Genomic DNA, 23,837 nt, shown 5'->3' with positions numbered 1-23,837 from the left:
CTGTTTTAGAAATGAGTAATAAAAACAAAGCGATAAACGGAGCAAAGTGGACCAGCATATCTACCGTATTTAGTGCTGTGCTGCAATTTGTACAGGTAGCCATCCTGGCAAGACTACTTCATCCATCTGAATTTGGATTGGTAAGTATAAGCACATTAGTGATTAATTTTCTGAGCATTTTTGCGCATTTCGGTTTCGCAAATTCCATCATACATAAACAAGAAAGTGATGTTAGAAACCTTTCTACCATGTATTTTTTCAATATCATTACCGGCTGTATACTGCTTTTGGTAATTTACTTTGGTGCTCCATTGCTAATGCTCTATTACAAAGAACCACAGTTGGTAGGCATCTTACGCATTTCGGCATTCTATTTTCCTATTGTATTTTTCGGGCAGATTTATAATATCCTGCTCGAGAAAGAACTCAAATTCAAGTGGATTGCGGTTACAGACATTATCTGCTCAACTGTTGGTACAACAGTAGCCATTGTGCTTGCTTATCAAAATTACCAGGCCAAGGCCTTGGTTATTGGACTCCTGTCTACCCAATTTTTGAAAATGACCATTCTTAATATTCTAGGTCGCCGGCTGTTTTCGCCAATATTCTATTTCAAGCTTAAAGAGATTAAAGACCATTTAATATTTGGCATTTACAATATTGGCGACAGCCTGCTTAGCTTTGCGAATAGCAACCTCGATACAATTATTATTGGAGGATTATTGGGTGTTAAGCAACTCGGCTATTACACCATTGCTGCACAAATTGCCATTTACCCGGTAGCAAGGATTTGCCCAATTATCGTGCAAATTGCTTATCCAATTATGGCTAAGTTTAAAGAAAATATCCCACAGCTAAAAGCCGCCTATTTCAAAGTATTGGATTTAATGATGTATTGCATTTCACCGTTGCTTTTTGGTTTATTCATGTTGGCAGGAAATGTAATTCCCTATATTTATGGAAGTGGATGGGAACCCACAGTTCCACTAGTACATATTTTTGTATTCATGGGCCTTTTTACCAGCATGGTATATCCGCTTTCTACCTTGGTATATTCTACCGGGCAACCAAAACTATTGTTTTACCTGAATTTGTTTACATTGTTAATTAAGTTTCCATTGGTATACTTTCTCGGTAGATTTTACGGTGTCACCGGCATCGCTTATGGCATCTTGGCAACCAGTTTCTTTGCCATGTTGGGCAACTTTTACATCATTAAAATTATTGCCGGTAATTTCATGGAGACACTTTTTTACAATACCGCAAAGCCTATATTCTTTAGTGTGGTAATGGCCGCTGGTATTTTAGCCTACAAGTTGCTGGTTGGCAATACCGGGGTAGTGCACATGATATTGCAGATTTTACTGGGTGGATTAATTTACTTAGCCTTTACCCTACAATACAAATTTTCACTTAAGGATTTAAAGAATCTGAGAACAGCTATTAGCTAATACTGATCAGCTTAAAATTTAATAATATGTACATAACAAATACGCCAAACTGGATAGCCAATTACAAATTTGACTACGAACGCATCCAAGATGTGCCGCAACAGGTTTTTGATGACATTAATTCTAAACTTAGTAAGCTAACTAAAGGCGAACCTGAAGTAAGTATTGTAATTGGTGCTTGGAATGAAGAAATAAACATCCTTAAAAATGTAGCCAGTCTAGCCGATCTGCAATCTAAATATTCCATCGAAATCATTGTAATTAATAACAACTCTACAGATGGCACGCAAACTACACTTGATAAGTTAAATATCGTTAACCATTTTCAGCCTATCCAGGGTTGGGGCCCTGCCAGGCAGATGGGGCTGGAACGGGCAAAAGGCAAATATATTTTTCTTGCTGATGCAGATTGCATCTACCCGAGCTGCTGGATAGACGAAATGATGAAGGAATTGGCAAAGCCTGATGTTTCATGTGTTTATGGCAGATATTCATTTATACCGGAGAAAGGATATCCCAGATGGAAATTGTTTCTTTTAGAACGTCTTAAAGATATCATCTCGGAAATCAGACACATCAAACGCCCTTACCTAAATGCCTATGGCATTAGCATGGGGTACGTGAGAGAGTACGGCTTAAAAATCGGTCATATCATGACTATGTTTAGGGGTGATGATGGAAAAATGTGTTTCGACTTGATGAAATACGGAAAAGTGAAGCAGGTTAAGGCAGATAAAGCAAGAGCCTGGACAGGTCCACGTACACTGCAAAGAGACGGAAGTTTTTCTAAGGCATTATGGTCTAGAATTGTAATTGAATCACGCAAAATGACCTCGTTCTTTTCGGCCCACAAACCTCACGATACCAAAAATGTAGCTGGAGAATAAGCCACTACAAAAATATTTAAACATGTATACATTCCCTACAGTTAGCCTGCTGATTACCCATTACAACAGAAGTGAATCGCTGGCAAATTTGCTGCTTTCTTTTAGAAATTTGAATTGCCAATTCGGCGAAATTGTGGTATCAGATGACGGGAGCAAAACCGAACATCTCGAAAAAATAAAAGTCCTCCAAAAAGAATACGACTTCAATTTGGTTACTACACCGGCAAACCGTGGTTTGGGGCACAATATTAATAAGGGACAGGATGCGGTAACAAAGAATTATACGCTTTACATCCAGGAAGATTTCGAGCCTGCAACTGTGTTTGCAGAGAAATTTACGGAAGCATTGCGGCTGATGGATGAAAAGCAGGATTTAGATATTGTAAAGTTCTATGCTTACTATGCTTATCCCTATCTAAAGCCTTTCAATGCTGATTATGATGAAATGTATCTCCCTCCATTCGGCACGGATTATACCAAAATCTATTTCTACACTGATCACCCTCATCTCCGGAGAACCACTTTCTTTCAAAAATTTGGCCGGTATCCTGAAGGCTTAAAAGGCGATTTAACAGAATACAAAATGTGCATCTCTTTTCTCCAGCAAAAAGGAAAGGGCTTGTTCTACAAAGATTTTGCAAATTTATTTTTACAGAAAAATTCTGAAGATGAGCCAAGTACAATGACTAGGCAAAGCTGGAAGGCCAAGAATTCAAGCGTAATTAAGGTAGTCCGCTATGTATATCGCCAAGTTAAATACAATTACGACATCTTATATCAAAAGTCACTCAAGCGGGTTTAGCCAAAACTAAACCCAATCTCACATTCTACTTTCAAGAAAAATAATGAGCAATTTTTCCGCTAGCTCATCATCATCAAAGCCAGCGTTGTTTTAACCAATGTAGTCAAATTGTTAATATCATCCAAGATGATACTGTCGACATTTACATCGAACTTCCTGGCGAAAAACTTTTCGGAGTTACTAATGAGCTCAAGGTCCTTTTGGGTAAAAATTATCGGATTAGATGCACCCTCTTCCCAATTGATGAGCCTTAAGTTATCATTTACAATATTGTGCCTGTGCGGCGAATTCATCAAGATTGTGGCGTAAAAGAATTCATCGGCACCCCAGGTAAAGCGCATAAAACGGCCGAGTTTCTTTTCACTCTGAGCAAACTGAACCAGGTAACGTGCACATGGAGCATGCAATGTCCACCAGCTAGAGATGGAACTTCCATAGAGTTGAATAGGTAGTGGAAATTTGCGTTTAGGCATAACTGCATTCACAATACGCTGCAACAAGTACCGTCCTTTAAACCTGAAATCGGTAAAATGAAATTTTTCATACCTCGATACCGCATGGCTCCACCAGTCGGTTTTATCGGGTGTATCAAAAGAAACATAACTCTTGCCTTCATTTTTCTTCAAGAATGCCAAAATCTGATTAACAGGCTTAATGGGATAGTCTTGTCCACTCATCAGATTATAGTAGTCGAAAACCTGGTGGCCATCTAAAACTTCACTAAGTGAATTTATAACAGCCTTTACAAATGAGAAGCCTCCCCAGTTGCACACGGAGCGATTTCTGATGAAACTAACGTTTTTAATGGTCTGGAGATATCGGAAAGGCGCTATTGAAATCTTTTTGTCTAAATGGATAAAGAAATGAAAATCTGGGTGGTCCATAGCCCTAATCATTCGCTCAATTTGTTGTGGCGATTTGTATGCCATTATGATGTGTGCAACCTTCATTTCTTAACTGTATTTTCGAGTGCGTTATAAATTTCGTTTACCGATGTTGCCCAACTGTGGGTTCGGGCATATGCTTTGCGTTGCTGCTGCATCGTTTCGTTATCAGTGTCTATCAGTTCTTTTATCCCCTGAACATACGCAGATGCATTGCTGGCAAGTAAAACGTATGGCTTAAACAACTGCATAGTTGGTGTATCTGTTGCAATAGTTGGCTTGCCTAAAACCAGGTATTCATCAATTTTACGTGGATAATTGCCAATCGTAAGCTCGTTTACAACCTGAGGGTTAAAGCAAACATCGAAACCATCAATATATTTCGGAAGATCTTCGGTGTCTTGAGGCCCAAGGAACTTAACATTATCAAGGCCATGTAGCTCACTCTTTCTGAAATCATCATCTTCTGGCCCAACCAATTCAATTATCCATCCCGGCATCTGCCTGGCGATATCGGCTATTAATGCTATATCTAATCTAGCCGATGTAAGCACGCCAACATATCCAATCACCGGACGTTGGTTCTTTCGTCTAGGAGATTTTTTTGCAAGATATGCGTCGAAAAGCGCAAAATCACACCCCTGCCCTACATAATGGGAGTTACTATTATATTTTCCGCAATAATCGCTAAGATAAGATGAATTGGCCACACACAGATCGTTTTTTGCAATTAGTAAAGGTTCAAAGACAGTGCCATGCTTTTTATAATATTCGGTAGCGAGCATATTATCTCTCGAATAATAAATTGAGGCAATTGGTTGCAGCAGCTCGATAAGGTAAAAACTTCTAAAAATATCGCTATCGTTAAACAGAACGGCATCGGTAAATCCTAAATCTGATATCGTAGCCTTTATGGCATTAAAAAATCTTTTGTTGTTGATCTTGTTCACCGCATTAAACAGGAAACTGCCGGGCAACCAATTGATCGACTCGATAAGACAATCAGGATATAAAGTAAATAGATTGGGTGTAATTTCTTCGAGCCCGGAATTTTTACCCGATATGATGTCCAGTCGCTTTAATACTTTAGGATCGTTTCGCCCACGCATTTTAGAAATACGATCTAAAGGTGGATTGATGTAAAGAACCCTATTTTGCTTGGAAAATTCAAGCGCAATGTTTTTACAGTTGCTACCGATTTCAGTATCCCAGGCTTGCTGGCCAACAATAATGATATTACGATTTTTCAAGATATTTTGTTTTTAAAATGATTTCCGCGATCAACATTGCTTACCACGTGCCTGGTAGCAACAGACCTTTTATTTGCATTGCGAATTTTCATTAATGAACATACCTGCAGATACATGAAAGATGGAATGTTTTTTAAAGCACTATAAATTCTTTCATCGGCTTTTCCATGTTTCAAAGCCAAAAAGAAACTAACAACAAAAGCCAGTAAAGCCAATAGCCAGATAGCAGCGGCTAAGCCACTAACAAATACATTTACGAGAAGGCAAAACAATGATAAAAGGATAAACAGAAAAAGCGGTGGACGAAGTAATATGACTCCAAATAGCAATTGGTTCTTGCTCATATTCTTTACACCACTGGCTAAAATAGAGAAGCCAAAACCCACATATTTAAACCAGGTATTAATCCAACGCGAACGCTGATGAACGAGCTGGGTAGAGTTGGCAGTTTTTTCATCAAAAACAACAGCGTGTTTTGCAAAGGCAATCCGTTTATCCCGCATTAAAATCTTCGCCTGTAATACTTTATCGAAACCTGCCCCATCCATATCATGAGTTCTGAAACATTCATTATATAAGGCAGTTGTAAAAGCCATACCAGAACCCGCTAAAGTGGCAGATGAACCCAATTCGAATAACACTTCGCCATCAAAAAAGTGGTAATATAGATCTCTCGCAGCATCCATTGAGGCAATGTTAGTGGCATAGGCTTTAGCCTTGCGTACACCTTGCACCGCTTCGAAACCATTGTCGAAATATATATTCAGCACGTTTAGGTACTCAGGATCCACTAAATTATCGCTATCGATAATGGTGAGAAGTTCGTGTGGACGTGTAAAATTATCTATGGCATACAAGTGAGATCTGGTGTTGCTTGCTAGAGTTTCAGGCGGTCTCAAAAGCACTACGCGGTCATCATCAAAATTTAACGAAGAGATATCACATTTATCAGCTACGATATAAATCAGATAATTGGTGTAGTTCAATTTCAATAACGAATTTACCACGGCTGGTAATAATTCCGTCTGCTCGTAAGCGGTTACAATAATGCCATAATCTCGTTCCTCAACCGAGTTATCGAAGTATTTCTTCGGGCTGGATATTTTATGTAGACCATAAAGTATCAGCGGCAAAACCAGGTTATAGCCAACCAGGATTTGAAAAATAATCCATAATATTTGAACAATCATTCTTGTTCCTCCCGCATCCGATTAGTCATATATGCCTTATAAAAAGCATAACCAAAACATAAAACACCTGGAAGGATAAAAATTTCAAACGGCATATTTCCTAGTTTAAGAGTGAGTTGGCAGTTGTAAAGTGACGGCTTTTATATATGAATACCCACGAGAGGTAAACTACTATCGATGTTGGCATTAAATTAATTACTTCATTACCATAGCTGCAGAAAAGAATGCCCGCGGCTCCAGCAGTTAGCGCAATCATTTTAGTTTTTACCACCTTATCTTGGATGTTCCAAACCATGCCACAACAACTGCCGATAATGTACATCATAATGCAGAACCAGATGGTTAGGCCTACCACGCCATACATCATCCAAATCTTAACGAAATAGCTATCTGGCGGAACAGTTGAGAGATATTTGTCGGCATTATAAACACCACCGTAGTAACCTGTAACCCCAGGGCCGCCCCCAAAAGGTAAATCGGCCATGTAAATTTTTAGATTCTGTTGGTTGATGAAGCGGGCATTTAAAGAAGCATCTGCAGGGTTTAATGCCGATCTCAATCGATAAATCTGGTAGTTGCTATCGCCGATATGTGTAAACTTTAAAACACTTAAAATCATTATAGCCATTAAGCCGCCTACAAAAAGTGCTTTGAAGTTTTTACTTAAAATAATCGCAACTAAACCGCCAATCACAATGGCGAACAAGGCACCTCTGGTACCAGAAATGAGCATGCCATAAATATTAATTGCGCCGCAGAGGCCAAGTAAGATACGCTTCCATTTTTTGATGGGTGCAAGCGCCATAATTAAAGCCATTAACCCAATATGCGCTTGCGAGGCGCCAAACTGACCTGCATCACTATAAAAAGAGAAAACCCTTAGCCTGCCCCATAGCAAATGGGTATTTGCGTTATCTCTTAGAAAAGCCTGTTCTCCGGGGGTTAAGCCGATGTAAAGTTGTTTAAAACCATTAATCGACGCAAGCGTAGAAAGCCCTACCACGATGATGATAAAAAGATCTAAATCGCGGTTTTGCTTAAAAACTAAAAGGCCTAGCATTACTGCGAAAAAGGGATAAATAGCGGTACTGCGTATTTCGTTTATCCATCCCTCTGTGCTCGACCCAGGATTAAATCCCTCTAGCAAGCTTACCACAAGCCAAATCAGAAGTAGGTAAAAAATATCAACATTTAGCGATCTCCAGTCTGCCTTGGTTGATGTAAACAATGCCGCAACCAGTAGGATTAAGAAAAGGCTATCTATAAATAATCCAACAGGCAAGCCCCCAATCTCTCTCGCAATTAGAAAAAATAGGAAGCAGTAAGCAATTAAAAAATAATATAAAAATCGCGACATTAATGAGATATAAGTAAGCTGTATCGCTAATTTTTGTAGGTTACCTTATTCAAAATCCAACCCATAAAGCCTGGTTGCGTTTTGATATATCTAATTAAACTATGCTCATTCTCTTTGATGGAGTGCCCATATTCGAAAACAGCGATATTTTTCTCAGTAAATAGTAACCACTCTTTAGATATGTTTACATCAGCTAAACTGTTTACATCAATAATAATGTAATCAAATTCTTTACGCAATACATCAAATCCATTCCTTAAACTCGTTACATTCTGAATTTCGAGCAAAGAATTTCTTTCGCTGCTCTTATTCATAACGGTGATTAAATCTTCGGTATGAAACTCTTTTTTCATTAAAAATGATTGGAAACTCTGGCTGGTGGTTAAAGTTTTTTCCTCACTGGCCTGATAAGGCAAATCATCTGCAATAAGCAAAACTTTTTTCCCTGTAAGCGCAAATGCATAAGCCAGGCTGTAGCAAATAAACGTTTTGCCGGCACCTAAGCCTAAACTGGTTATTCCGAGAATCTTATATTTATCGGCATCCATCTGATTAAAAATTTCGAACCTGATAGACCGGATTTGCTCTTTATAAACTGCGTACTTTTTGTTGTCGCTTTTATCATGCCAAATGTTGCGGATGTTTCTTTCTTTGCCGCCCAAAAGATTTAGGCTACCAATTGCAAAAGATTTGGTGGCATGCTCGAGTTCTTTAACATCTTTAATCGAATAGTCAACAATTACCATCAGGAAAATAAAGCCTAAACAAAGGGCCATACTTCCTAGCCCCGAACCGGCAAGATAAAGCACCTTTTTGGATGGTTTTGGATTTCCAGGCAAACCAAGTTGTTCTATTTCCAGGTTGAGGCCAAACTTTTGGTTGGTTTTGCTCTGGTTAAAACGATCTAAGGCTGCCATATAATCTTTAGTAGCCAATTCGGCATCACGTTCATAATTGGCAATATCTGCATCGTAAGGAACCATTCCACCGTATCTTGCTCTTAATACCTGCAATTGCGAATCGATGGAACGAATGCTGCTACGTGCTTGCTGCAAGGCAATCTCTAATCCAAGTTTCTGCTGTACCAATTCTTGTTTCGAAGCTCTTGGATCGATAATGTTCTCATCAATATTTGTTGCACTTTTAGATGCTAAAAGACGATTTAGTGAATCAATTTTTCTTTGATCGGAGGCTTTAAATCCACCATCTATAAAAGCATTATTAGCCAACTGCAATTGCCTTTTTAAATCAATAAGTGCCCTGTTATCAACCTGGCTACTTCCGTTGATAAATTTATCGCTCCCCCGAAGTTTACTTACGATGGTTGCAATTGCCCCGGTATTAGATTGGATTACCCGTAATGCTTCAGCACGCTGTGCCTCGTACACCGAAATTTGGTTATAAACTGTAGCCGATTGTTCATTTAAATTAAGTACACCTTTGGTTTTTTTAAATGTAGAAAGCTGGGCATTTTTAAGGTCCATAACATTGCGTTTACCAAGCAGCAGTGAATCTAAAATTTTGGCAGATGAATTTTGGTTCAAAGAGACATCATTACTATAGTTACTTATAAATTCGGTAGAAAGTGTATTAACAACATAAGCCGAAAGGTCTGGATTTTCTGAAACATAGCTTACCGTAATTAAATCACTTGTACCTGCGTGGTTTACTTCGAGATTCTTGGTAAGTGTTTCTTCATCATAGCCCATTTTATTTGCAATGGTATAAAGTTTATATTTCCCTTCATCATCATCCAAAGTGAGAAGCGACTTATTTAACAATTTCTTCCTGAATGCATCTGCTATTGCTTTCTTGTCTGTGCTGCTCCAAGATTCTGAAACCTCTGGCAAGCGTTTAAAAGCATTCTGAGGATTATCCAGGTCGTGAAGAACCAGATTGTATGATAGAATGTTCACCATTTTTTTCATGGTGAGTTTCTCAACAAGGTTAGCAAACTGCTGGTTTACGGCGAAAAAATCTACCGTTTCATTACTAATTACCTTTTTCGAGGGATCTAGCAAACCTGTTGAAATTCTAGCTTCGGAGATATACTGCTTCGGAAGTCTCCTTACCAAAAGAAAGGTTACAATCAAAGCGATTATGGGAAGCAAAATAAGCAGCCACTTGTATTTAAGCACCTGGCCTAAAAATAATTTAAAATTCATTACTTTGTTTTTATTTCCCTTGAGGGAGTTTCTGCCCGATTATTTCCTGTAACAAATCACGCACCTTCAGGTAATTTGTTTCTGCATTAATTTTGAGCGTTAATGCATTGGCTTGGGTAATTCGCGATTGGTTGTAAACATCGAGTGTAACTGCCCCTTTTTCGAATTTGCTTCGCAAACTTTCTGCTACGCCTTTGCTATCAACCGCACTTTGGGTTAAAATTTTTAACTGTGCTTTCTGTTCGATGTAATCGTAATATCTTTTCTTAACTTCAACAACAAGTTGATTATCAAAATCCAAAGCCTCTAATTGCGCCACTTTGTAATCGGCTTTAGCTTTTTTTACCTGATATGGTTTTTGAAATAGAGCGCCAATATTCACATTAACCCCTAATTGAAAACCATTTACGTTATATGGATTAACTGGATCTACAACAGTTTTGCCCTCAGGCCTGTAAATGTAAGATGCATTGAATATATCGAGATATGATGCCTTTGAAATGGCTACACCAGTTTTTACACTTTCTGTCATGGCCAGCTGCACTTTGCGTTTGGCATAATTTTGTTTCGCTAATGCGATATAAGACTCAATATCGGCAGCATTCACATCGCCAAGTATCGATTCTTGTGAGAATGCATTGCTGCAGGCTATCATTACCAGGATCAAAACTACATTAAGGGACTTTTTCATATACTATTTAACTATTTTATACTTGTGTTATACCTCTTCTTTTTGGATAAGTGCAGGTATGGTTTTTAAAATTATTTTGAAATCGAGGAATATGGAATAATGGTTGGCGTAGTAGTTATCAAGCTCCTTGCGTTCGCTTTCAGACATATCCTTCTTGCCACGCCTGCTAATTTGCCATAGGCCAGTTAAACCTGCCGGACCATTGAAACGCGACGACCATTTATTGGTAGTAAGCTGTTCTGCTTCATATAAAGGAAGCGGCCTGTTGCCTACCAGAGACATATCGCCGATAAAAACATTTATCAATTGTGGTAGCTCATCTACGCTTGTTTTACGCAAAATTTTGCCCAGGCGGGTAATTCTCGGATCGTTGGCGAATTTCACAAATGCCGACTTGCCATTCTTATTACCTTCGTTTGCATACTGATTGAGTGATGAAAGTTCACCAATCATTTTGTCGGCATCGCTTCGCATTGAACGAAACTTATAAAAATCGAATATCTGGTATCCAGCGCCAACACGTTTACTTTTATAAACGATTGGGCCTTTAGATTCTAATTTGATCAGGATCCCGATCAGGATAAAAATTGGAGAAAGAAAAAACAATGCTGTCCCTGAAGCGATAATATCGAAGAGACGCTTACTCAAGGGCATTTTGTACCGCTCTTCCAACTCCATAGATAAATCCATGATGTTTGGATGGATGGCTTTGAATTTAATCAGAAAACCAATCCGCGAAATAAAATCTGTTTTCGGAAAAGGATGAACGTAGTAATCGTTTACACGCAGTTGCAAGGCTCTCTCCCGCCATTTTGCATTCTCGGTAGTGCCAATTAACACAATTACCAAATGTTTAAGAATTGGATGGTGTCTGATAAACGCTACCTGTTCTGCCCAATCTGGATTTTCATCCACGGCTATCAATACTAAATCAGGCAGACTAAGAAAGGTTTGCTGTTGTATGTAAGAATGAAAGTCGTCGATAAAAATAACTTCTTTGGTAGTAGTTGCCAGACTTTCGTGTATAAAGTCTCTTAAAATTCTACCAATATAAACAGATCGAATATTAGCGATTGTATTTTCAATGCTCGAGCCGTTCATTATGCAATCAACATGTTAATTTTAACCTTTAAAGCAATTGGATTGAAAGGTTTTTCCATGTAGCTATCAATCTTAAACGCCATTTGTTGCACCTTTTCAGCTAAATTTTCTTCCCCAGAAAGAATCATCACGGGTGTGTTGCGGTAAAACCCACTACAACGCAAATTTTGAATAAACGTTCCGCCATCAAAATAAGGCATTCTCAAACTAGAGATGATCAAATCAGGGTCGTTTCCTTCCTCTAACCAACTTAACGCATTTATACCATTTGTCTTAATTGTTAATTTATAATCTGGAGATAGGATAAAGTGTAGCAGCTTGCCGATATTTAAGCCACCGTCTACCAATAGGATGTGCTTTTTCTTGACCTTGCTCATGCTGTTTCTTAGGATAGGACTTTTCATGTTGGGGATAATTTTATTTTAGCTTAAGTTGTATGACCTTCTCTCGGGATAGATCAGGTTTCTTAAATCGTTGTAAAGGTCTATTAATTGGTGAATTTCGGCAATAGCCCGATAGGGCTAAATCCATTTTGTACCAAGATAAAACTGCGTTTAAAACACAGGAAATCAATTATTAATCAAAATATTAAATGAAACAGAAACGATTTCGGGAATGCTTGTGCGGGTAGTAAAAACAAAGGAGGAAGCTATGCACCTTCTACGGCAATTATGTACTTTTTCTTAAGTAACACGGCTGCACCTCCAACCATTACGCAGTTGTCTTCTACGTCTTTGGTTATAACAGATCCGGCACCAATTGTTACATTGTTTCCAATGCGTACGGCACCGAGTATAACTACATTTATACCAATATCTACATTGTTGCCAATAACCGGTGCTTCGGTGCAACTACCATTTTCTTTAATTTTTGAACTAATACTGGTGAGTTGCCGGATGCAGCAATTGTCGCCGATGATGGTGTTGTGGCCGATTACGGTACCAAATCCATATTGAATTTTAAGACCTTTACCAATGCTGGCGCTGCTGTTGATACCAACATTCATTAACCAGCCAATGGCGAATTTGTAGATTAACAGGTACCAAAAAAATAGATATCTCAAAACCTTATACCGGTAAACAACGGAGGAGATTCTGTAGAAGACCATAATGAGCCTGGCCTTGAAGTTTCCTCTGTTGTTGTTCCAATCTTGAAAGATAGAGAGCGAGGGCTTCTGCTGATCAGCGAACATTATTATGTGTTTTTATTTTCATTGTATAAAGGATACTTGCGTTAGAAGCCTACAGGTAAAGCTTGGCCTCGAGAATTTTGCATTCACAAAGCTATTGCTTACTTGTGCTATGCTCAATAGCCCTTAAGTATCAATACATAAAAACATGAAATGTTTTGAGCCAAAATCCCCCTCCAGGTAGTTTCTAGTGGGTGTGTTGTTAGGCCTGCTACTTCGGACGAACAAAAATTGGCGTTTCTGTAACGGCTATTTCTAATAAGCCATTTTTTGTAGTCAACGTTTTGCTTTCCATCTCATTTTTGCCAAAAGCAGGACTAAAAATCTCAGCTTCTTTATGCGTTCCAAGATTAAGCGTGTGCAGTTTCGATCGGCCGACCTGATCGGGTATAGTTAGCACATAAATTTTCTCTCCGTTTAAATCATAAACATCTACTAGCGGATCAGAATTTATGGTAGACTGAAAGTGATAAGCACCCAATAGGTTATTTACCTGACTAACATAATCGGCCGATGGTCTTTTTGAAAAATCTGGGTTAATAAACCCCGAAGAGGTATATTGTGTCCAGCTGTTTACATCAACATTGTCTAGCATATAAAAAATACATTTCGAAAGTCCCGATCGGGAATAGAGCAAGGCAGTTCTTAAATTCCAGTCGGCCTGAGTTTGCTGCGCACTCTTATTGCCGATGCTTATGGCTCTTTGCGAGGTATGTTCGCCTACATCAAATCCGGTTTCCGTAATCCATACGGGTAAGCCACCATTAACCGTTTTTGCATATTTAACAAAAGCGGCAGCAACTTCTGCAAGATTAGATTGTTCAGGAGCCACACCAACGGTTGCATTTCCATTGTTGCGGTATGCGTCATTTGAGTAATGGTGATAGTTAATGATGTCGAAACAAAGGTCTATTTGCCCGTTTGCTTTCATTCCCCTATTCTTGGCACACCACTCTACCATTTTACGTACAAAGTCGGGCTTTGCCTCTGCTATTCCGCCCATCACTACGAGCATATTCGGATCAGCAGTTTTTACCCCAATACCTTTACCAAGCTTGCCTTTGTGTCCATCGTAAAATGCTGAAAGGTTCGCTGCATATTCTTCTGGAGATTGCTGCGCTAACGGACCCTTCCACCACTTATCACGCTCGTTGTCGCACTCAATATAAGTAATCAAATTTAAGCCTGTCTTCGCAATGTTTTGAGGATCATCTCTCCATCGCGTGCTTCCATCAATAAGTAAAAGCGCCTTATCTATGTCTTTATTGCTGCCATAACGTGCCGCAAGCTGAAAACCTGCCCGGGCTTGCTTTATATAGCTTGCCGGATCGCTCCTATCTAAACCATAAGGAGCAGGAACGTTTTCAGCATCCCTTTTATCAGCAGGATAACTCGCCAGTAGCCAGTTAGGACAACCTTTTAAATCAAGAAGCACAAATTTGCCAGCAGCTTTCATTTGCTGATAAATCTTATCGTAATCCCAATCGCCATGGTGTGATGGGCTAAAAGTGAAAGCACCATCTGAATGCTCTACACGCTCCCAATCCAGGTAATGACGAACGCCTGAGAACGACTTAATAACCTGAAATTTTCGCTCATCTATTACGCCGCGATAAGGATCGCTGGTAAAATCCCATTCAAATACGTTTACACCTAAGAAATCTCTAAATGGTATTTCGTTAGCGACCAAAGTTGCAGAAACCTTTTCTTCATGAGCTACAGCTGCCTTGTTACAGGAGTTAAAAGGGATAGCTAAGAAAACAAAAAAGATGGGTATTAATTTTTTGTAATAGCGCTTCATCATCAATAGGGAATTTGATTGCAAAATAGCAATTAATATTCCGCGAACGAATACTATACAATAAAAAAAATATTTTTAATAAGAAAACTCCATGAAGCAGCTAAAAACCTAAGATCTAAGCAGATGCGCTTATAATAAAAACGGTTTGGCGGCTATCCAAAACGAAGATAAACTCTGTAAAATCAGTTTTTAATTTCTTTGTGATTTTGACTACTCTTCCTTTCGAATCGTATTCATCAACAATGTTGTCTCCGATTTTAATTTTGTGGAGTTTTGAGAGAGGGGTACTATACGCTAATTTAATCATACTGAATGAGGCTATACATGTAACAAATTGATTCTAATAAAAAACAATTAACACTAATAAAATTGATGTTTGTTTTTAGACGAAACACATCAACTGATATAAAGTTTTACTTTTCTTAATTTAGTTTTAAACATTCAAAAATTTAACTGAGAGCGAAAATTGAACATTAAAATTGGCATTATTAAACTTGTTTAGATTGCCAAAATTTAGGTTTGGGAAATCTATAACTAGTTGTAACTATAATCTTTAAACTTATTTAGTGCTTCAATTTTATTCTGCACATGCAATCGTTTGTAAATATTTTTGCAATGATTCTTCACCGTATTTGGACTAATAAAAAGCATTTCAGAAATCTCTTTGTATAATAAGCCCTTACTCAAGAGCGATAAAACTTCAAGTTCACGCTCACTTAATCCCAAATCTACTTTTTCTTTAACCGGCGTACGTCCCTGGATTAAACTTATTACCTTTCTAGCAATGTAAGGACTCATTGGCGAACCACCATTGTAGAGTTCTAATAAGGCTTCATGTATTTCTGTGGATGTAGATCCTTTAATAATGTAACCGGATGCACCCGCTTGTAGGGCGCTAAAAATCTTTTCGTCGTTTTGATAGCCCGTACACATAAGAAAAAGTGTTTTATCCATTTTCGTCTTGCTTTCTACAATAAGATCTATTCCAGATTTATTAGCCAACTGAATATCAACGATTGCAATATCAGGACATTCCTTAGGCAAATTCTGTAAAGCTTCCTCAGCAGATGCATGTACGCCTTTAATTTCAAACGATTTACTTTCCAGGATTGACCCTACCAAACTGTTTCGGTAGTGAAAATGGTCTTCTACAATAGATATTGAGATCATAATTATGGCTTTTTTATGTATTATTGCTAAATATTTTGTCCCAATCCATAAAGATCTGCCTTATTTTACAAGGTATTAAATGCGAAGTTAAGCGAGTATAGACTTAAGAAGCATTATCTGTTCAGAAAGGGCATTATGTACAAGCTAAAATTGACATTACAAACCTAAGCAAACATAAAGTTTTAATCATGCCCTTTAATATCTTATAGTTAACAATAGAAATCCGACTTTTTTTCTTAAATCGATACTACACTAAATCGCCAAATCAGTAATACGAACACAGACTAGAAATAATACTTTAGGTATTATTAAAACTACGAAATATGAGATAAATGTGCTTTTCTGATCCAAAATCTGCCCCCTAATATGACACTCCTAAATTTAAACCTGCCCAACTTATCATCAAATTTTTTATTGATTTTGATGTTATTTATTTTTATTTTTCTCACAATAAGATTTTATCGCCTGGCAAATCGGTATAAGAAAAGGTTCATAAATCAAAATAAATTAATAAAAGCTGAACGTGATCGAATTAGCAGTGAAATACACGATGAAATTGGCTCTGGTTTGACTGGATTAAAGCTTTATTCGGAAATTTCTGCCAGATTACGACCAGAAATAGGAGAATTGAAAACAATTGATACCATGATCAGGGAAATTTCTTTAAAAATTAAAGAAATTATTTGGAGTTCCAACGCAAATAGTGACTATTTGGAAAGCTTGATTTATTTCATTGAAGAACAGGTGAGGAAATTATTTGAACATACACCTATAAAATTCAGGGCTGAACTTCCCGAAATTATTCCACACCTGGAGTTAGAAAGTCAAAGTAGAAGAGACTGCTACCTTATTGCTAAGGAAATTGCGCACAATGTAGTGAAGCATGCGCAGGCCACGGAAGTCTTATTACTTATCGAAATTGAAAAAGAACAATTAATTCTTTCTATAAAAGATAATGGAATAGGCTTCGATCCGGCGAACGTTAAATCATCTGGAATGGGAATTAATAACATCAAAACGCGTACAGAGCGATTAAAAGCAGGTTTAATTATCGAAAATTATAAGGGAACAAGGATGAGAATTAATATCCCAATGAAACACAATTTACCTTATTAATAACAAGATACGGTTAGCTCAAAAATAGAAACATCATTCTCCATCCAAAGAATGATGTTCTAAAAATTGTCCCATGATTGATCATGACTACAAAAGTAACTGAAAGCTTTTCAGCATCATATAGCCTTTTTGAGCCATTTTCTAATCAAAAAAAATTTATAAATGTCTTTGCGGAATGTGCTATTCAGCATGCAAAATTACTGATTAGAGAGAAAAAAGATGTTAATGATTTCTATTTAATCCTTGAAAACAGGAAATTAGATGGTAGAAATTCCCTGTGAAGGAATAACACTCCGGTTTACCACTCGCACAAGGTCCCAAGACCATTTTCCTTTGCCATCGCGAACGCCCATAACACGAACTTCGTAAGATTTTCCCAAATAGCTGGTGGATATTTCGACAAAATCGACCGTAATATCCATGATTTTTAAAATTGGTTTAAGCCGCTTAAGTGTAATTTTTTTAAAATTATCAAATTCGGTATTATTAAACATTAGAGACATCTGTTAGTTTTATAGAAGGTTGCATACTTAACAGCACTTTAACAAAATTTGTTTGGTGTTAGTGATTACCCATCGCTAAGCATTTAATGATGGACTGTTTTTAGCGTTAAACTTATACATACAATACGAACGAATATTTTGTTTATTACACTCTAAAATTTAATTGACAAAACTGCCCTAATGTTAAAAGGCGTACCTGGTGTAAAATGGATTTCATCAACAGGATTGGCCTCATTAAGTAGCCTGGATTCGGTTGCAAATTGGGTCTCATTCCATTCCCTATCGAAAATATTCTCTGTAATTAAACCTATCGAAAACCTTTTCCAACTGTAGTTAACGTTTGCATCAGTAATAAAATAACCTTTTGCTACAATCGAATTATCTTCATTCGCTGGTCTCGATGCCAGGTAACGAGACTTTAGGCTTCCAGAAAAACCTTTAAAGTCTTTAACATTTAAACCGCCTGTAAATGTAAATGGTGGCGCTAAAGGGATGTAGTTCTCAGCTATTGGTTCATCTAAAGCCCTGCCGTGATTATATGTAATGTCGCCATTTAAAAACAGCCAGTTATTCAGTTGATACCTAAGGCCAAAATCAATTCCCTTTCTGGCAGTCCTTCCGCTCGGCTCAACAACTCCTTCATCTCCCACATACACAAATTCTTGCTGCAGGTAAAGGTACCATGCAGCAGCATTTAATATTAAACGAGGTGCCGGTTTCCAACTTAGACCAAGATCTGCACCATAGGCCGCCGGTAGAATTGTGTTTGTGCGTTGTGCTAGAACTACTCTCGAATCGTTACTATGAAAACCCTTTCCCAACTTTAAAAAAAACTGCAGATTTGGATTCTCATTGTACAGAAAATTTAGTTTTGGGCTTACCGCAGCTTTCCTGGTTGATGAAAATAGATTGTTATTAAGATGATCAGTATAACCAAAACGAAAATAATCTACCCTAAGGGCGGGATTAATCAATAGTTTGCCAAAATCGATATCAGCATTTATAAAGGCGTAACCGTTCCACTCATTTACATCGCCAAACTGGATTTGCTCCAGCACTGTGGTTCTATCCAGCGTGTGCGAAAGCTCAATATCATTTATGAGGTCTCCACGAACGCCGGCACCAGCCTTAATGCTGAAATCTATGTCTTTAGCAAAGTATCTTTTCTCAAGTACAGATTCCAGACCTACGATATTCCTCCCTTCTTTTTGCCTGATCTGGTCGCCGTTAACCGGATCGTTTAAAAAGAATGTGAAGTTGCTGTACAGTTCAAAGTTGTATCTGCTATAAAAAGCACTTGTTTTTAGGCTGGTTGCTTCGTTTATAAATGCATCGTATTTAAGGTTAACATTTGTACGACTTGTTTTGCCACCTTCATTTGGATCAATGGCACCGAAGCGGCTAATTAATCCATTATCTACAGCTCGCTGAGGAATTTGCCCCGAAGCCAGCCAAGAGCTACTAAAATGCATAGCGCTAATTGATAAGCGGTCAGCATCGTTAAAATTGCGGGTGTATTTCCCCATCAGATTAAGTCTCTTAAAATCCTGACTAGCTTCGAATGGACCATCTGTTTCAATATAACTTCCGGCAATGTAAGCAGATTGCCTATCGTTATTGAGCAGGCTAAATTGACCAAGACCTTTGAAGGTGTTGAACTTCCCGCCCTCAAACGTTAAAGAATTATGTTCTAGGCGTTCTTTCGTTTCGAAAGCAACATACCCGGCAGTAGCCAAATTACCTTTATCTGCATGGTATGGACCTTTATCGAAGTCTATACTTGAAACCAATTCTGGAATAAGAAAATGGAGGTCGGCATAACCCTGTCCGTGTGCATGGCTAACCATGTTTACTGGCATACCATCTACACTGATATTAATGTCTGTACCATGATCGAGATCGAAGCCACGAAGAAAAAGCTGTTCTGCTTTACCCCCGCCTGCATGTTGGCCAATAAACAAGCCTGGCACTTTCCGTAATAGTTCCTGCGCAGAATTTACGGGGTTTGTAGCAATATCAACAGCAGCAACAGATGAAAGGTGATTTACCCCTTCAGATACCACCACCTCATCTAGCTGGAAGTTAGATTGTGAAAGTTGGATATCTTGTTCGTTTGAGGAGACGGTTATTAATTTAGGCTGATAGCCGACCAAAGTAACTCTTATCGAATCGCCTATTTTAACATCCCTTAATTTGAAAAGACCTAGCCTATCGGTGTGTGCATGGCGTTTATTGCTTAAGTTTTGTAAATAAACATCTTCCAACGGTAAGCGGTCTGATGAAGTGACCTTTCCTTGAAATTGCTGAGCGAAAACGGAAGATAAAGAAAGACTTAGTGCGATAGTATACAGTAGTTTCATTGACCGCGAAAATACGCAAATCGTCATGTTCAGATTTAGTAGAACAAACTTTTTACACATTTAATCAAGCGATCAGAACTTGCCCGAAATCAGTTAGCATACATCTTTAAAGTGGATGGTAATCAAAAGCGTATCGATCAATGCTTTCTTAAAACCTTACTTATAATATCAATTGCCATAAAACATGGTATTATTTGGTTGTTCGGATTAGACCTTTTTCTTATTTTGCACAGATATGTATGCTAATCCCGATGCGCAAGCTTTATCTAAACCTCATTATCCAATTCTAGATGGCCTTCGGGGAATTGCTGCAATCATTGTTGTCACATTTCATTTAGCCGAACCATTCTCTACAAGTAACATAGATAAATTTGTAAATCATGGCTATTTAGCGGTAGACTTTTTCTTTTTACTCTCTGGTTTCGTAATTGGCTATGCTTATGATGATCGTTGGAAACAGATAAATGTAGGTACATTTTTTAAACGCCGCATTGCAAGACTTCAACCAATGGTTATTTTAGGAATGACACTTGGAGCGATAGGTTTTTATTTCACAGACTCTACAATATGGCCACTAATCCATACCATACCCTTATGGAAAATGCTTCTGGTGATGTTGATTGGTTACACCATTCTTCCGGTTCCATTATCACTTGATATCAGGGGTTGGCAAGAGATGCATCCACTTAACAGTGTGGGATGGTCTCTTTTTTTTGAATATATTGCCAACATTCTTTATGCGGTTTGGATTAGAAAATTTTCGAAAATTGCACTTGGGGTATTGGTGGCAATAGCTGCTGTAGCCCTTGCCCACCTGGCCATTAGCAATGGCGATGTTAGCGGAGGGTGGACTTTAAATGTAGAACAGGTACGCATAGGTTTTACTAGAACCGTGTATCCTTTTTTTGCAGGTCTTCTCCTCTCTAGGATTGCCAAACCTACAAAAATTAAAAATGCTTTTTTGTGGTGTAGTGTTGCCATTGCCGTTATTCTTTACATGCCTCGTATTGGTGGGGATGCAGATAAATGGATGAATGGAATTTACGATTCGCTTAGTATCATTATCATTTTCCCACTAATTGTTTATGTTGGTGCAAGCGGAACAATCAAGAGTGAAACAGAAAAGAAAATCTGTAAATTTCTGGGGGATATATCTTACCCATTGTACATGGTTCACTATCCCATCGTTTATTTTTATGTGGCCTGGATTAGCAACCACAAAGAAATTACCCCGTTAATGGCCTTGCCTTATGCACTGGGAATCTTATTCGGCGCAATCATTCTGGCGTACATGGCTTTAAAATATTATGATGAGCCACTAAGGAAATGGTTACGACACAGAGCAGTTAAAGATGATGCCCATGTACTTGAAGCTAAATAACGGATGGATCATCAAGATTAAATTTTCCTGATTTTTCAGATAACATCTTTTCTTGATCTTTCTATTCCTTATAATTTCCACAAGGGTGATGAATAACTTCACGGTTTATGGCTATTCGTAGCTCAATTCTAACCTTTTTTCCTTCATCTGTTTATTGCTAAAACTTTTAGTAATTTTTGATGTTTATATGATTAAATAATAATCTTCTAATCATGAATAAACAACAAGAAAACAATAATCCTTTATCAGGTAACGATAATGCATTAAAGGGTGATAATACCGTCAAAAATCCCGATGATTGGACAACCGGCAATGAACCCATGACTGGAGCACAACATTCTTACCTTAAAACATTATCTGATGAAGCTGGCGAGGAAATGGATGAGACATTGTCCAAATCCGAAGCATCGAAGAAAATAGATGATCTTCAGCAGAAAACCGGACGTGGATTAGATTCTAATCCGTAGCCTGTAAGATTTACTTGCCTAACGCTGCAACATTCTGAACCTCGAAAACAGGATAATGATAACCGTCTGGTAGCGTTTAAAAGCATTTTTTGTAGGTAAGCACTTACAGGGAATGCTTTTTTTAATTTAAGCAAATTAGCCTAATTAGAAATCGTGATATCGCCGCAAGAGTACTTTTGTTTTTTTAATCTGTCGGTTAATGGCAGCGAGATAAGGCTGCAATAATTGGTAAAGGAATTAAGCTGATGGTTGTTAGCTAGCGCTCAAAATATTCAATCATTACTAACCAAAACGCAATAGTCTTTTAACTCGTCCAAAACGCTTCTCCAGTCTGGCAGCTCTATCTTCACTAGTTGGAGCAACGGTTAATTTTCCACCTCTGATAGTGGCACCGATAACAATCCCTCCGGAGATTAGGACAAAATTCTTGATGATATACTGTCCTAGCAGTGTTGGAACCAACAATGAATGGTTAAATGTCTCATGTGGAAAAAAGATTAACGGCAGGAATGTGCCTGCCATCTGCAGATATAATAGAATAAGGGTTAACCTAAGCCAGGCTTTAGAGATTAAACCAATTCCGATGATGCATTCCCAAACTGCAAGCATTGGCATTGAGAAGGCAGGCTTTACCCAACCGAATGTTAACTTTAGTATTGTTCTGCCGGCAATTTCCTCAGCAGAACTCAAACCAGGAAAGAACTTTAACATGCCAAACCATATAAAGATAATTCCTAAGCATACCCTAAGGATGTTCATGCCGTTCCTGGCCTTCCAAGCCACGATTCTCGTTTCTGTCAAACTTTTGATTCCAAGCATAACTATTGGGTTTAAACTACTAGATATACGAGACAAAATACATGACAGTTTAGTCCTCAAAGGGGTAATGCGTTAATTCTCTGATTTGTGTAGTAAATACACCTAAGTGTACGGACTGCAAAGTAGCACCTCCATAAAAATAAGGTTTCCGTCCATTAAGGTTCTGGGTTATTTTATTTTGACAATGGTTCGCAGGATTTTATTTTTTGGATAAACATTTTGTATTTTAAATGCAGAGGATGCAAAGAATGATGATGCGTTCGGCATATTGGTGCATATACTAACTTACAGCAAAACTTATGAATTTGATTTACGAAGGCAAGTTACTATAACGGAAGATTATAGGCTTTATAATGGGGTAGAATGGAGAAATATACCTAAATCTAATGAACGAGGAGCAACTACCAACTGGATTACTAAGGAGGAACTAGACTTAAAAAGAGAGTATTTTTACACCGTAGTTAAATCTCCAGCACTTGTAGATCTATTATTCACTAAGATTATGACTATTCAGCAAACAAGTGAAGACTTCTGGTATACTCGTCTTAGGCGTATAAAACAGTAGCCTGCTATTTGCTTAAAAAGCTATTTTTAAATTTAACATACGGTTTAACGTGCTATTAACTACCACCTAAACCTATTATTTTCTATAAGCTTTATATTTGCCTCGGTTTGTTCTTTTGGTAGCATTATGTTTTCATTCGTAAGATATTTTTTTGCTATCTCACTTACCGCATAACTCATGCATGCTTCATAATTCACCATAGTTCCAACGGTACCAATTTGCACTAAAATTCTTTTTGAAATGAGGCCTAAAACCGTTGGGTTGTATATTGGTAGTGGTAATGTATCTCGTCCATTAATATAAAACTCTCTCAACAGTGCTTTTTCATCGTTGGCAAGGCTATTAACAAAGTCATTAACATACTTATCTATCTTTTTATTTCTTGTTGAGCTTGAAATGCCTTTTGAAACGCTTAAAACGATATCTGTTAGTATAAGAACAACCGAAAGAAGAAATGCGATGCCAAAATATTTGGAATAATCTTCAGAAACTTTGTCAATCGAAAGTTTTGCTTTCCAATCATCCGGCAAAAAAAGAAAACAAGCAGAAACTACTGCAATTGGAAAAAGAAATCTTAACGATACTTTTCCATTTTCAACAAAAGAAGCCCATGTCATAATGAGATATTAATTTAGTACCCAAGATAGTACCGATATACAACAATGTCAAATAATTGATTTATAAATTT

Annotated in this window: 21 protein-coding genes; 6 read left to right on the top strand and 15 right to left on the bottom strand. The window is 37.8% G+C overall.

Going from position 1 to position 23,837, the window contains the following annotated elements:
• Window positions 1-11: 11 nt before the first annotated feature.
• From OQ268_RS10075 to OQ268_RS10065, 3 genes are read left to right on the top strand one after another with little or no spacing between them, the layout of a single operon-like run.
• Window positions 12-1,451 (top strand): MOP flippase family protein, encoded by a 1,440-nt coding sequence (locus OQ268_RS10075; RefSeq protein WP_265855995.1) that lies wholly within the window; start codon window positions 12-14, stop codon window positions 1,449-1,451.
• Between the two features lie 26 nt (window positions 1,452-1,477).
• A complete protein-coding gene (locus OQ268_RS10070; RefSeq protein ID WP_265855994.1) occupies window positions 1,478-2,338 on the top strand; it encodes a glycosyltransferase family 2 protein in 861 nt (286 codons plus the stop codon).
• A gap of 22 nt (window positions 2,339-2,360) precedes the next feature.
• Window positions 2,361-3,140: a glycosyltransferase gene (locus OQ268_RS10065; protein ID WP_265855993.1), complete on the top strand. Its 780-nt coding sequence runs from the start codon at window positions 2,361-2,363 to the stop codon at window positions 3,138-3,140.
• Between the two features lie 59 nt (window positions 3,141-3,199).
• Here OQ268_RS10065 and OQ268_RS10060 read toward each other — a convergent pair whose 3' ends face one another.
• The 11 genes from OQ268_RS10060 to OQ268_RS10010 form a co-directional block, all read right to left on the bottom strand.
• Window positions 3,200-4,090 carry a beta-1,6-N-acetylglucosaminyltransferase gene (locus OQ268_RS10060; protein ID WP_265855992.1) on the bottom strand — a complete coding sequence of 297 codons (891 nt, stop codon included), beginning with the start codon at window positions 4,088-4,090 and terminating at the stop codon, window positions 3,200-3,202.
• Window positions 4,087-5,274, bottom strand: a complete 1,188-nt coding sequence (locus tag OQ268_RS10055) for a glycosyltransferase (protein WP_265855991.1) — start codon at window positions 5,272-5,274, stop codon at window positions 4,087-4,089. Before OQ268_RS10055 ends, OQ268_RS10060 begins: the two co-directional genes overlap by 4 nt.
• Window positions 5,271-6,464, bottom strand: a complete 1,194-nt coding sequence (locus OQ268_RS10050) for a glycosyltransferase (protein ID WP_265855990.1) — start codon at window positions 6,462-6,464, stop codon at window positions 5,271-5,273. Before OQ268_RS10050 ends, OQ268_RS10055 begins: the two co-directional genes overlap by 4 nt.
• 100 nt (window positions 6,465-6,564) lie before the next feature.
• Window positions 6,565-7,821: an O-antigen ligase family protein gene (locus OQ268_RS10045; protein ID WP_265855989.1), complete on the bottom strand. Its 1,257-nt coding sequence runs from the start codon at window positions 7,819-7,821 to the stop codon at window positions 6,565-6,567.
• A 26-nt stretch (window positions 7,822-7,847) separates the two neighbouring features.
• Window positions 7,848-9,986 (bottom strand): exopolysaccharide transport family protein, encoded by a 2,139-nt coding sequence (locus OQ268_RS10040; protein ID WP_265855988.1) that lies wholly within the window; start codon window positions 9,984-9,986, stop codon window positions 7,848-7,850.
• 10 nt (window positions 9,987-9,996) lie between these two features.
• Window positions 9,997-10,677, bottom strand: coding sequence for a TolC family protein (locus tag OQ268_RS10035; protein ID WP_265855987.1), 681 nt, complete (start codon window positions 10,675-10,677; stop codon window positions 9,997-9,999).
• A gap of 27 nt (window positions 10,678-10,704) precedes the next feature.
• Window positions 10,705-11,778: a sugar transferase gene (locus tag OQ268_RS10030; RefSeq protein WP_265855986.1), complete on the bottom strand. Its 1,074-nt coding sequence runs from the start codon at window positions 11,776-11,778 to the stop codon at window positions 10,705-10,707.
• Window positions 11,778-12,182 (bottom strand): response regulator, encoded by a 405-nt coding sequence (locus OQ268_RS10025; protein WP_265855985.1) that lies wholly within the window; start codon window positions 12,180-12,182, stop codon window positions 11,778-11,780. The genes OQ268_RS10030 and OQ268_RS10025 overlap by 1 nt, the downstream gene beginning before the upstream one ends.
• A 245-nt stretch (window positions 12,183-12,427) precedes the next feature.
• Entirely contained in the window at window positions 12,428-12,970 is a 543-nt protein-coding gene (locus OQ268_RS10020; RefSeq protein ID WP_265855984.1) for a serine O-acetyltransferase, read from the bottom strand.
• Between the two features lie 208 nt (window positions 12,971-13,178).
• A complete protein-coding gene (locus OQ268_RS10015) occupies window positions 13,179-14,771 on the bottom strand; it encodes a hypothetical protein (protein ID WP_265855983.1) in 1,593 nt (530 codons plus the stop codon).
• A 531-nt stretch (window positions 14,772-15,302) separates the two neighbouring features.
• Window positions 15,303-15,938 (bottom strand): response regulator transcription factor, encoded by a 636-nt coding sequence (locus OQ268_RS10010; RefSeq protein WP_265855982.1) that lies wholly within the window; start codon window positions 15,936-15,938, stop codon window positions 15,303-15,305.
• Window positions 15,939-16,361: 423 nt separating this feature from the next.
• Between OQ268_RS10010 and OQ268_RS10005 the strand changes: the two genes are divergently transcribed.
• Window positions 16,362-17,054: a sensor histidine kinase gene (locus OQ268_RS10005; RefSeq protein ID WP_265855981.1), complete on the top strand. Its 693-nt coding sequence runs from the start codon at window positions 16,362-16,364 to the stop codon at window positions 17,052-17,054.
• Window positions 17,055-17,311: 257 nt separating this feature from the next.
• Here the strand turns inward: OQ268_RS10005 and OQ268_RS10000 are convergent, their stop codons facing one another.
• Together OQ268_RS10000 and OQ268_RS09995 are read right to left on the bottom strand one after the other, a co-directional pair.
• Window positions 17,312-17,548 (bottom strand): hypothetical protein, encoded by a 237-nt coding sequence (locus tag OQ268_RS10000; protein WP_265855980.1) that lies wholly within the window; start codon window positions 17,546-17,548, stop codon window positions 17,312-17,314.
• Between the two features lie 161 nt (window positions 17,549-17,709).
• Window positions 17,710-19,917, bottom strand: coding sequence for a TonB-dependent receptor (locus OQ268_RS09995; RefSeq protein ID WP_265855979.1), 2,208 nt, complete (start codon window positions 19,915-19,917; stop codon window positions 17,710-17,712).
• Window positions 19,918-20,152: 235 nt separating this feature from the next.
• On the opposite strand from OQ268_RS09995, the gene OQ268_RS09990 reads away from it, so the two are divergent.
• Together OQ268_RS09990 and OQ268_RS09985 are read left to right on the top strand one after the other, a co-directional pair.
• On the top strand, window positions 20,153-21,298 hold the full coding sequence (locus OQ268_RS09990; RefSeq protein ID WP_265855978.1) for an acyltransferase family protein: 1,146 nt from the start codon (window positions 20,153-20,155) through the stop codon (window positions 21,296-21,298).
• Window positions 21,299-21,510: 212 nt separating this feature from the next.
• Complete coding sequence (locus tag OQ268_RS09985) at window positions 21,511-21,765, top strand: DUF3072 domain-containing protein (protein ID WP_265855977.1); 255 nt, start codon at window positions 21,511-21,513, stop codon at window positions 21,763-21,765.
• 282 nt (window positions 21,766-22,047) lie between these two features.
• Here OQ268_RS09985 and OQ268_RS09980 read toward each other — a convergent pair whose 3' ends face one another.
• Both OQ268_RS09980 and OQ268_RS09975 read right to left on the bottom strand, forming a co-directional pair.
• Window positions 22,048-22,584, bottom strand: a complete 537-nt coding sequence (locus tag OQ268_RS09980) for a DoxX family membrane protein (RefSeq protein ID WP_265855976.1) — start codon at window positions 22,582-22,584, stop codon at window positions 22,048-22,050.
• Between the two features lie 624 nt (window positions 22,585-23,208).
• Window positions 23,209-23,766: a superinfection exclusion B family protein gene (locus OQ268_RS09975; RefSeq protein WP_265855975.1), complete on the bottom strand. Its 558-nt coding sequence runs from the start codon at window positions 23,764-23,766 to the stop codon at window positions 23,209-23,211.
• Window positions 23,767-23,837: the final 71 nt, after the last annotated feature.

It is taken from the genome of Pedobacter sandarakinus, from assembly GCF_026240095.1.
GTDB classification, from domain to species: domain Bacteria; phylum Bacteroidota; class Bacteroidia; order Sphingobacteriales; family Sphingobacteriaceae; genus Pedobacter; species Pedobacter sandarakinus.
The sequence above is the reverse complement of the archived record's forward strand: the minus strand, read 5'-3'. Positions and strand labels throughout refer to the sequence as shown.

What these genes read in the sequence shown, in the direction of transcription:
- OQ268_RS10075 (WP_265855995.1), top strand. Translation starts at nt 12, where the DNA reads ATGAGTAATAAAAACAAAGCGATAAACGGAGCAAAGTGGACCAGCATA.
- OQ268_RS10070 (WP_265855994.1), top strand. Translation starts at nt 1,478, where the DNA reads ATGTACATAACAAATACGCCAAACTGGATAGCCAATTACAAATTTGAC.
- OQ268_RS10065 (WP_265855993.1), top strand. Translation starts at nt 2,361, where the DNA reads ATGTATACATTCCCTACAGTTAGCCTGCTGATTACCCATTACAACAGA.
- OQ268_RS10060 (WP_265855992.1), bottom strand. Translation starts at nt 4,090, where the DNA reads ATGAAGGTTGCACACATCATAATGGCATACAAATCGCCACAACAAATT.
- OQ268_RS10050 (WP_265855990.1), bottom strand. Translation starts at nt 6,464, where the DNA reads ATGATTGTTCAAATATTATGGATTATTTTTCAAATCCTGGTTGGCTAT.
- OQ268_RS10045 (WP_265855989.1), bottom strand. Translation starts at nt 7,821, where the DNA reads ATGTCGCGATTTTTATATTATTTTTTAATTGCTTACTGCTTCCTATTT.
- OQ268_RS10040 (WP_265855988.1), bottom strand. Translation starts at nt 9,986, where the DNA reads ATGAATTTTAAATTATTTTTAGGCCAGGTGCTTAAATACAAGTGGCTG.
- OQ268_RS10035 (WP_265855987.1), bottom strand. Translation starts at nt 10,677, where the DNA reads ATGAAAAAGTCCCTTAATGTAGTTTTGATCCTGGTAATGATAGCCTGC.
- OQ268_RS10030 (WP_265855986.1), bottom strand. Translation starts at nt 11,778, where the DNA reads ATGAACGGCTCGAGCATTGAAAATACAATCGCTAATATTCGATCTGTT.
- OQ268_RS10025 (WP_265855985.1), bottom strand. Translation starts at nt 12,182, where the DNA reads ATGAAAAGTCCTATCCTAAGAAACAGCATGAGCAAGGTCAAGAAAAAG.
- OQ268_RS10020 (WP_265855984.1), bottom strand. Translation starts at nt 12,970, where the DNA reads ATGTTCGCTGATCAGCAGAAGCCCTCGCTCTCTATCTTTCAAGATTGG.
- OQ268_RS10015 (WP_265855983.1), bottom strand. Translation starts at nt 14,771, where the DNA reads ATGATGAAGCGCTATTACAAAAAATTAATACCCATCTTTTTTGTTTTC.
- OQ268_RS10010 (WP_265855982.1), bottom strand. Translation starts at nt 15,938, where the DNA reads ATGATCTCAATATCTATTGTAGAAGACCATTTTCACTACCGAAACAGT.
- OQ268_RS10005 (WP_265855981.1), top strand. Translation starts at nt 16,362, where the DNA reads ATGTTATTTATTTTTATTTTTCTCACAATAAGATTTTATCGCCTGGCA.
- OQ268_RS10000 (WP_265855980.1), bottom strand. Translation starts at nt 17,548, where the DNA reads ATGTTTAATAATACCGAATTTGATAATTTTAAAAAAATTACACTTAAG.
- OQ268_RS09995 (WP_265855979.1), bottom strand. Translation starts at nt 19,917, where the DNA reads ATGAAACTACTGTATACTATCGCACTAAGTCTTTCTTTATCTTCCGTT.
- OQ268_RS09990 (WP_265855978.1), top strand. Translation starts at nt 20,153, where the DNA reads ATGTATGCTAATCCCGATGCGCAAGCTTTATCTAAACCTCATTATCCA.
- OQ268_RS09985 (WP_265855977.1), top strand. Translation starts at nt 21,511, where the DNA reads ATGAATAAACAACAAGAAAACAATAATCCTTTATCAGGTAACGATAAT.
- OQ268_RS09980 (WP_265855976.1), bottom strand. Translation starts at nt 22,584, where the DNA reads ATGCTTGGAATCAAAAGTTTGACAGAAACGAGAATCGTGGCTTGGAAG.
- OQ268_RS09975 (WP_265855975.1), bottom strand. Translation starts at nt 23,766, where the DNA reads ATGACATGGGCTTCTTTTGTTGAAAATGGAAAAGTATCGTTAAGATTT.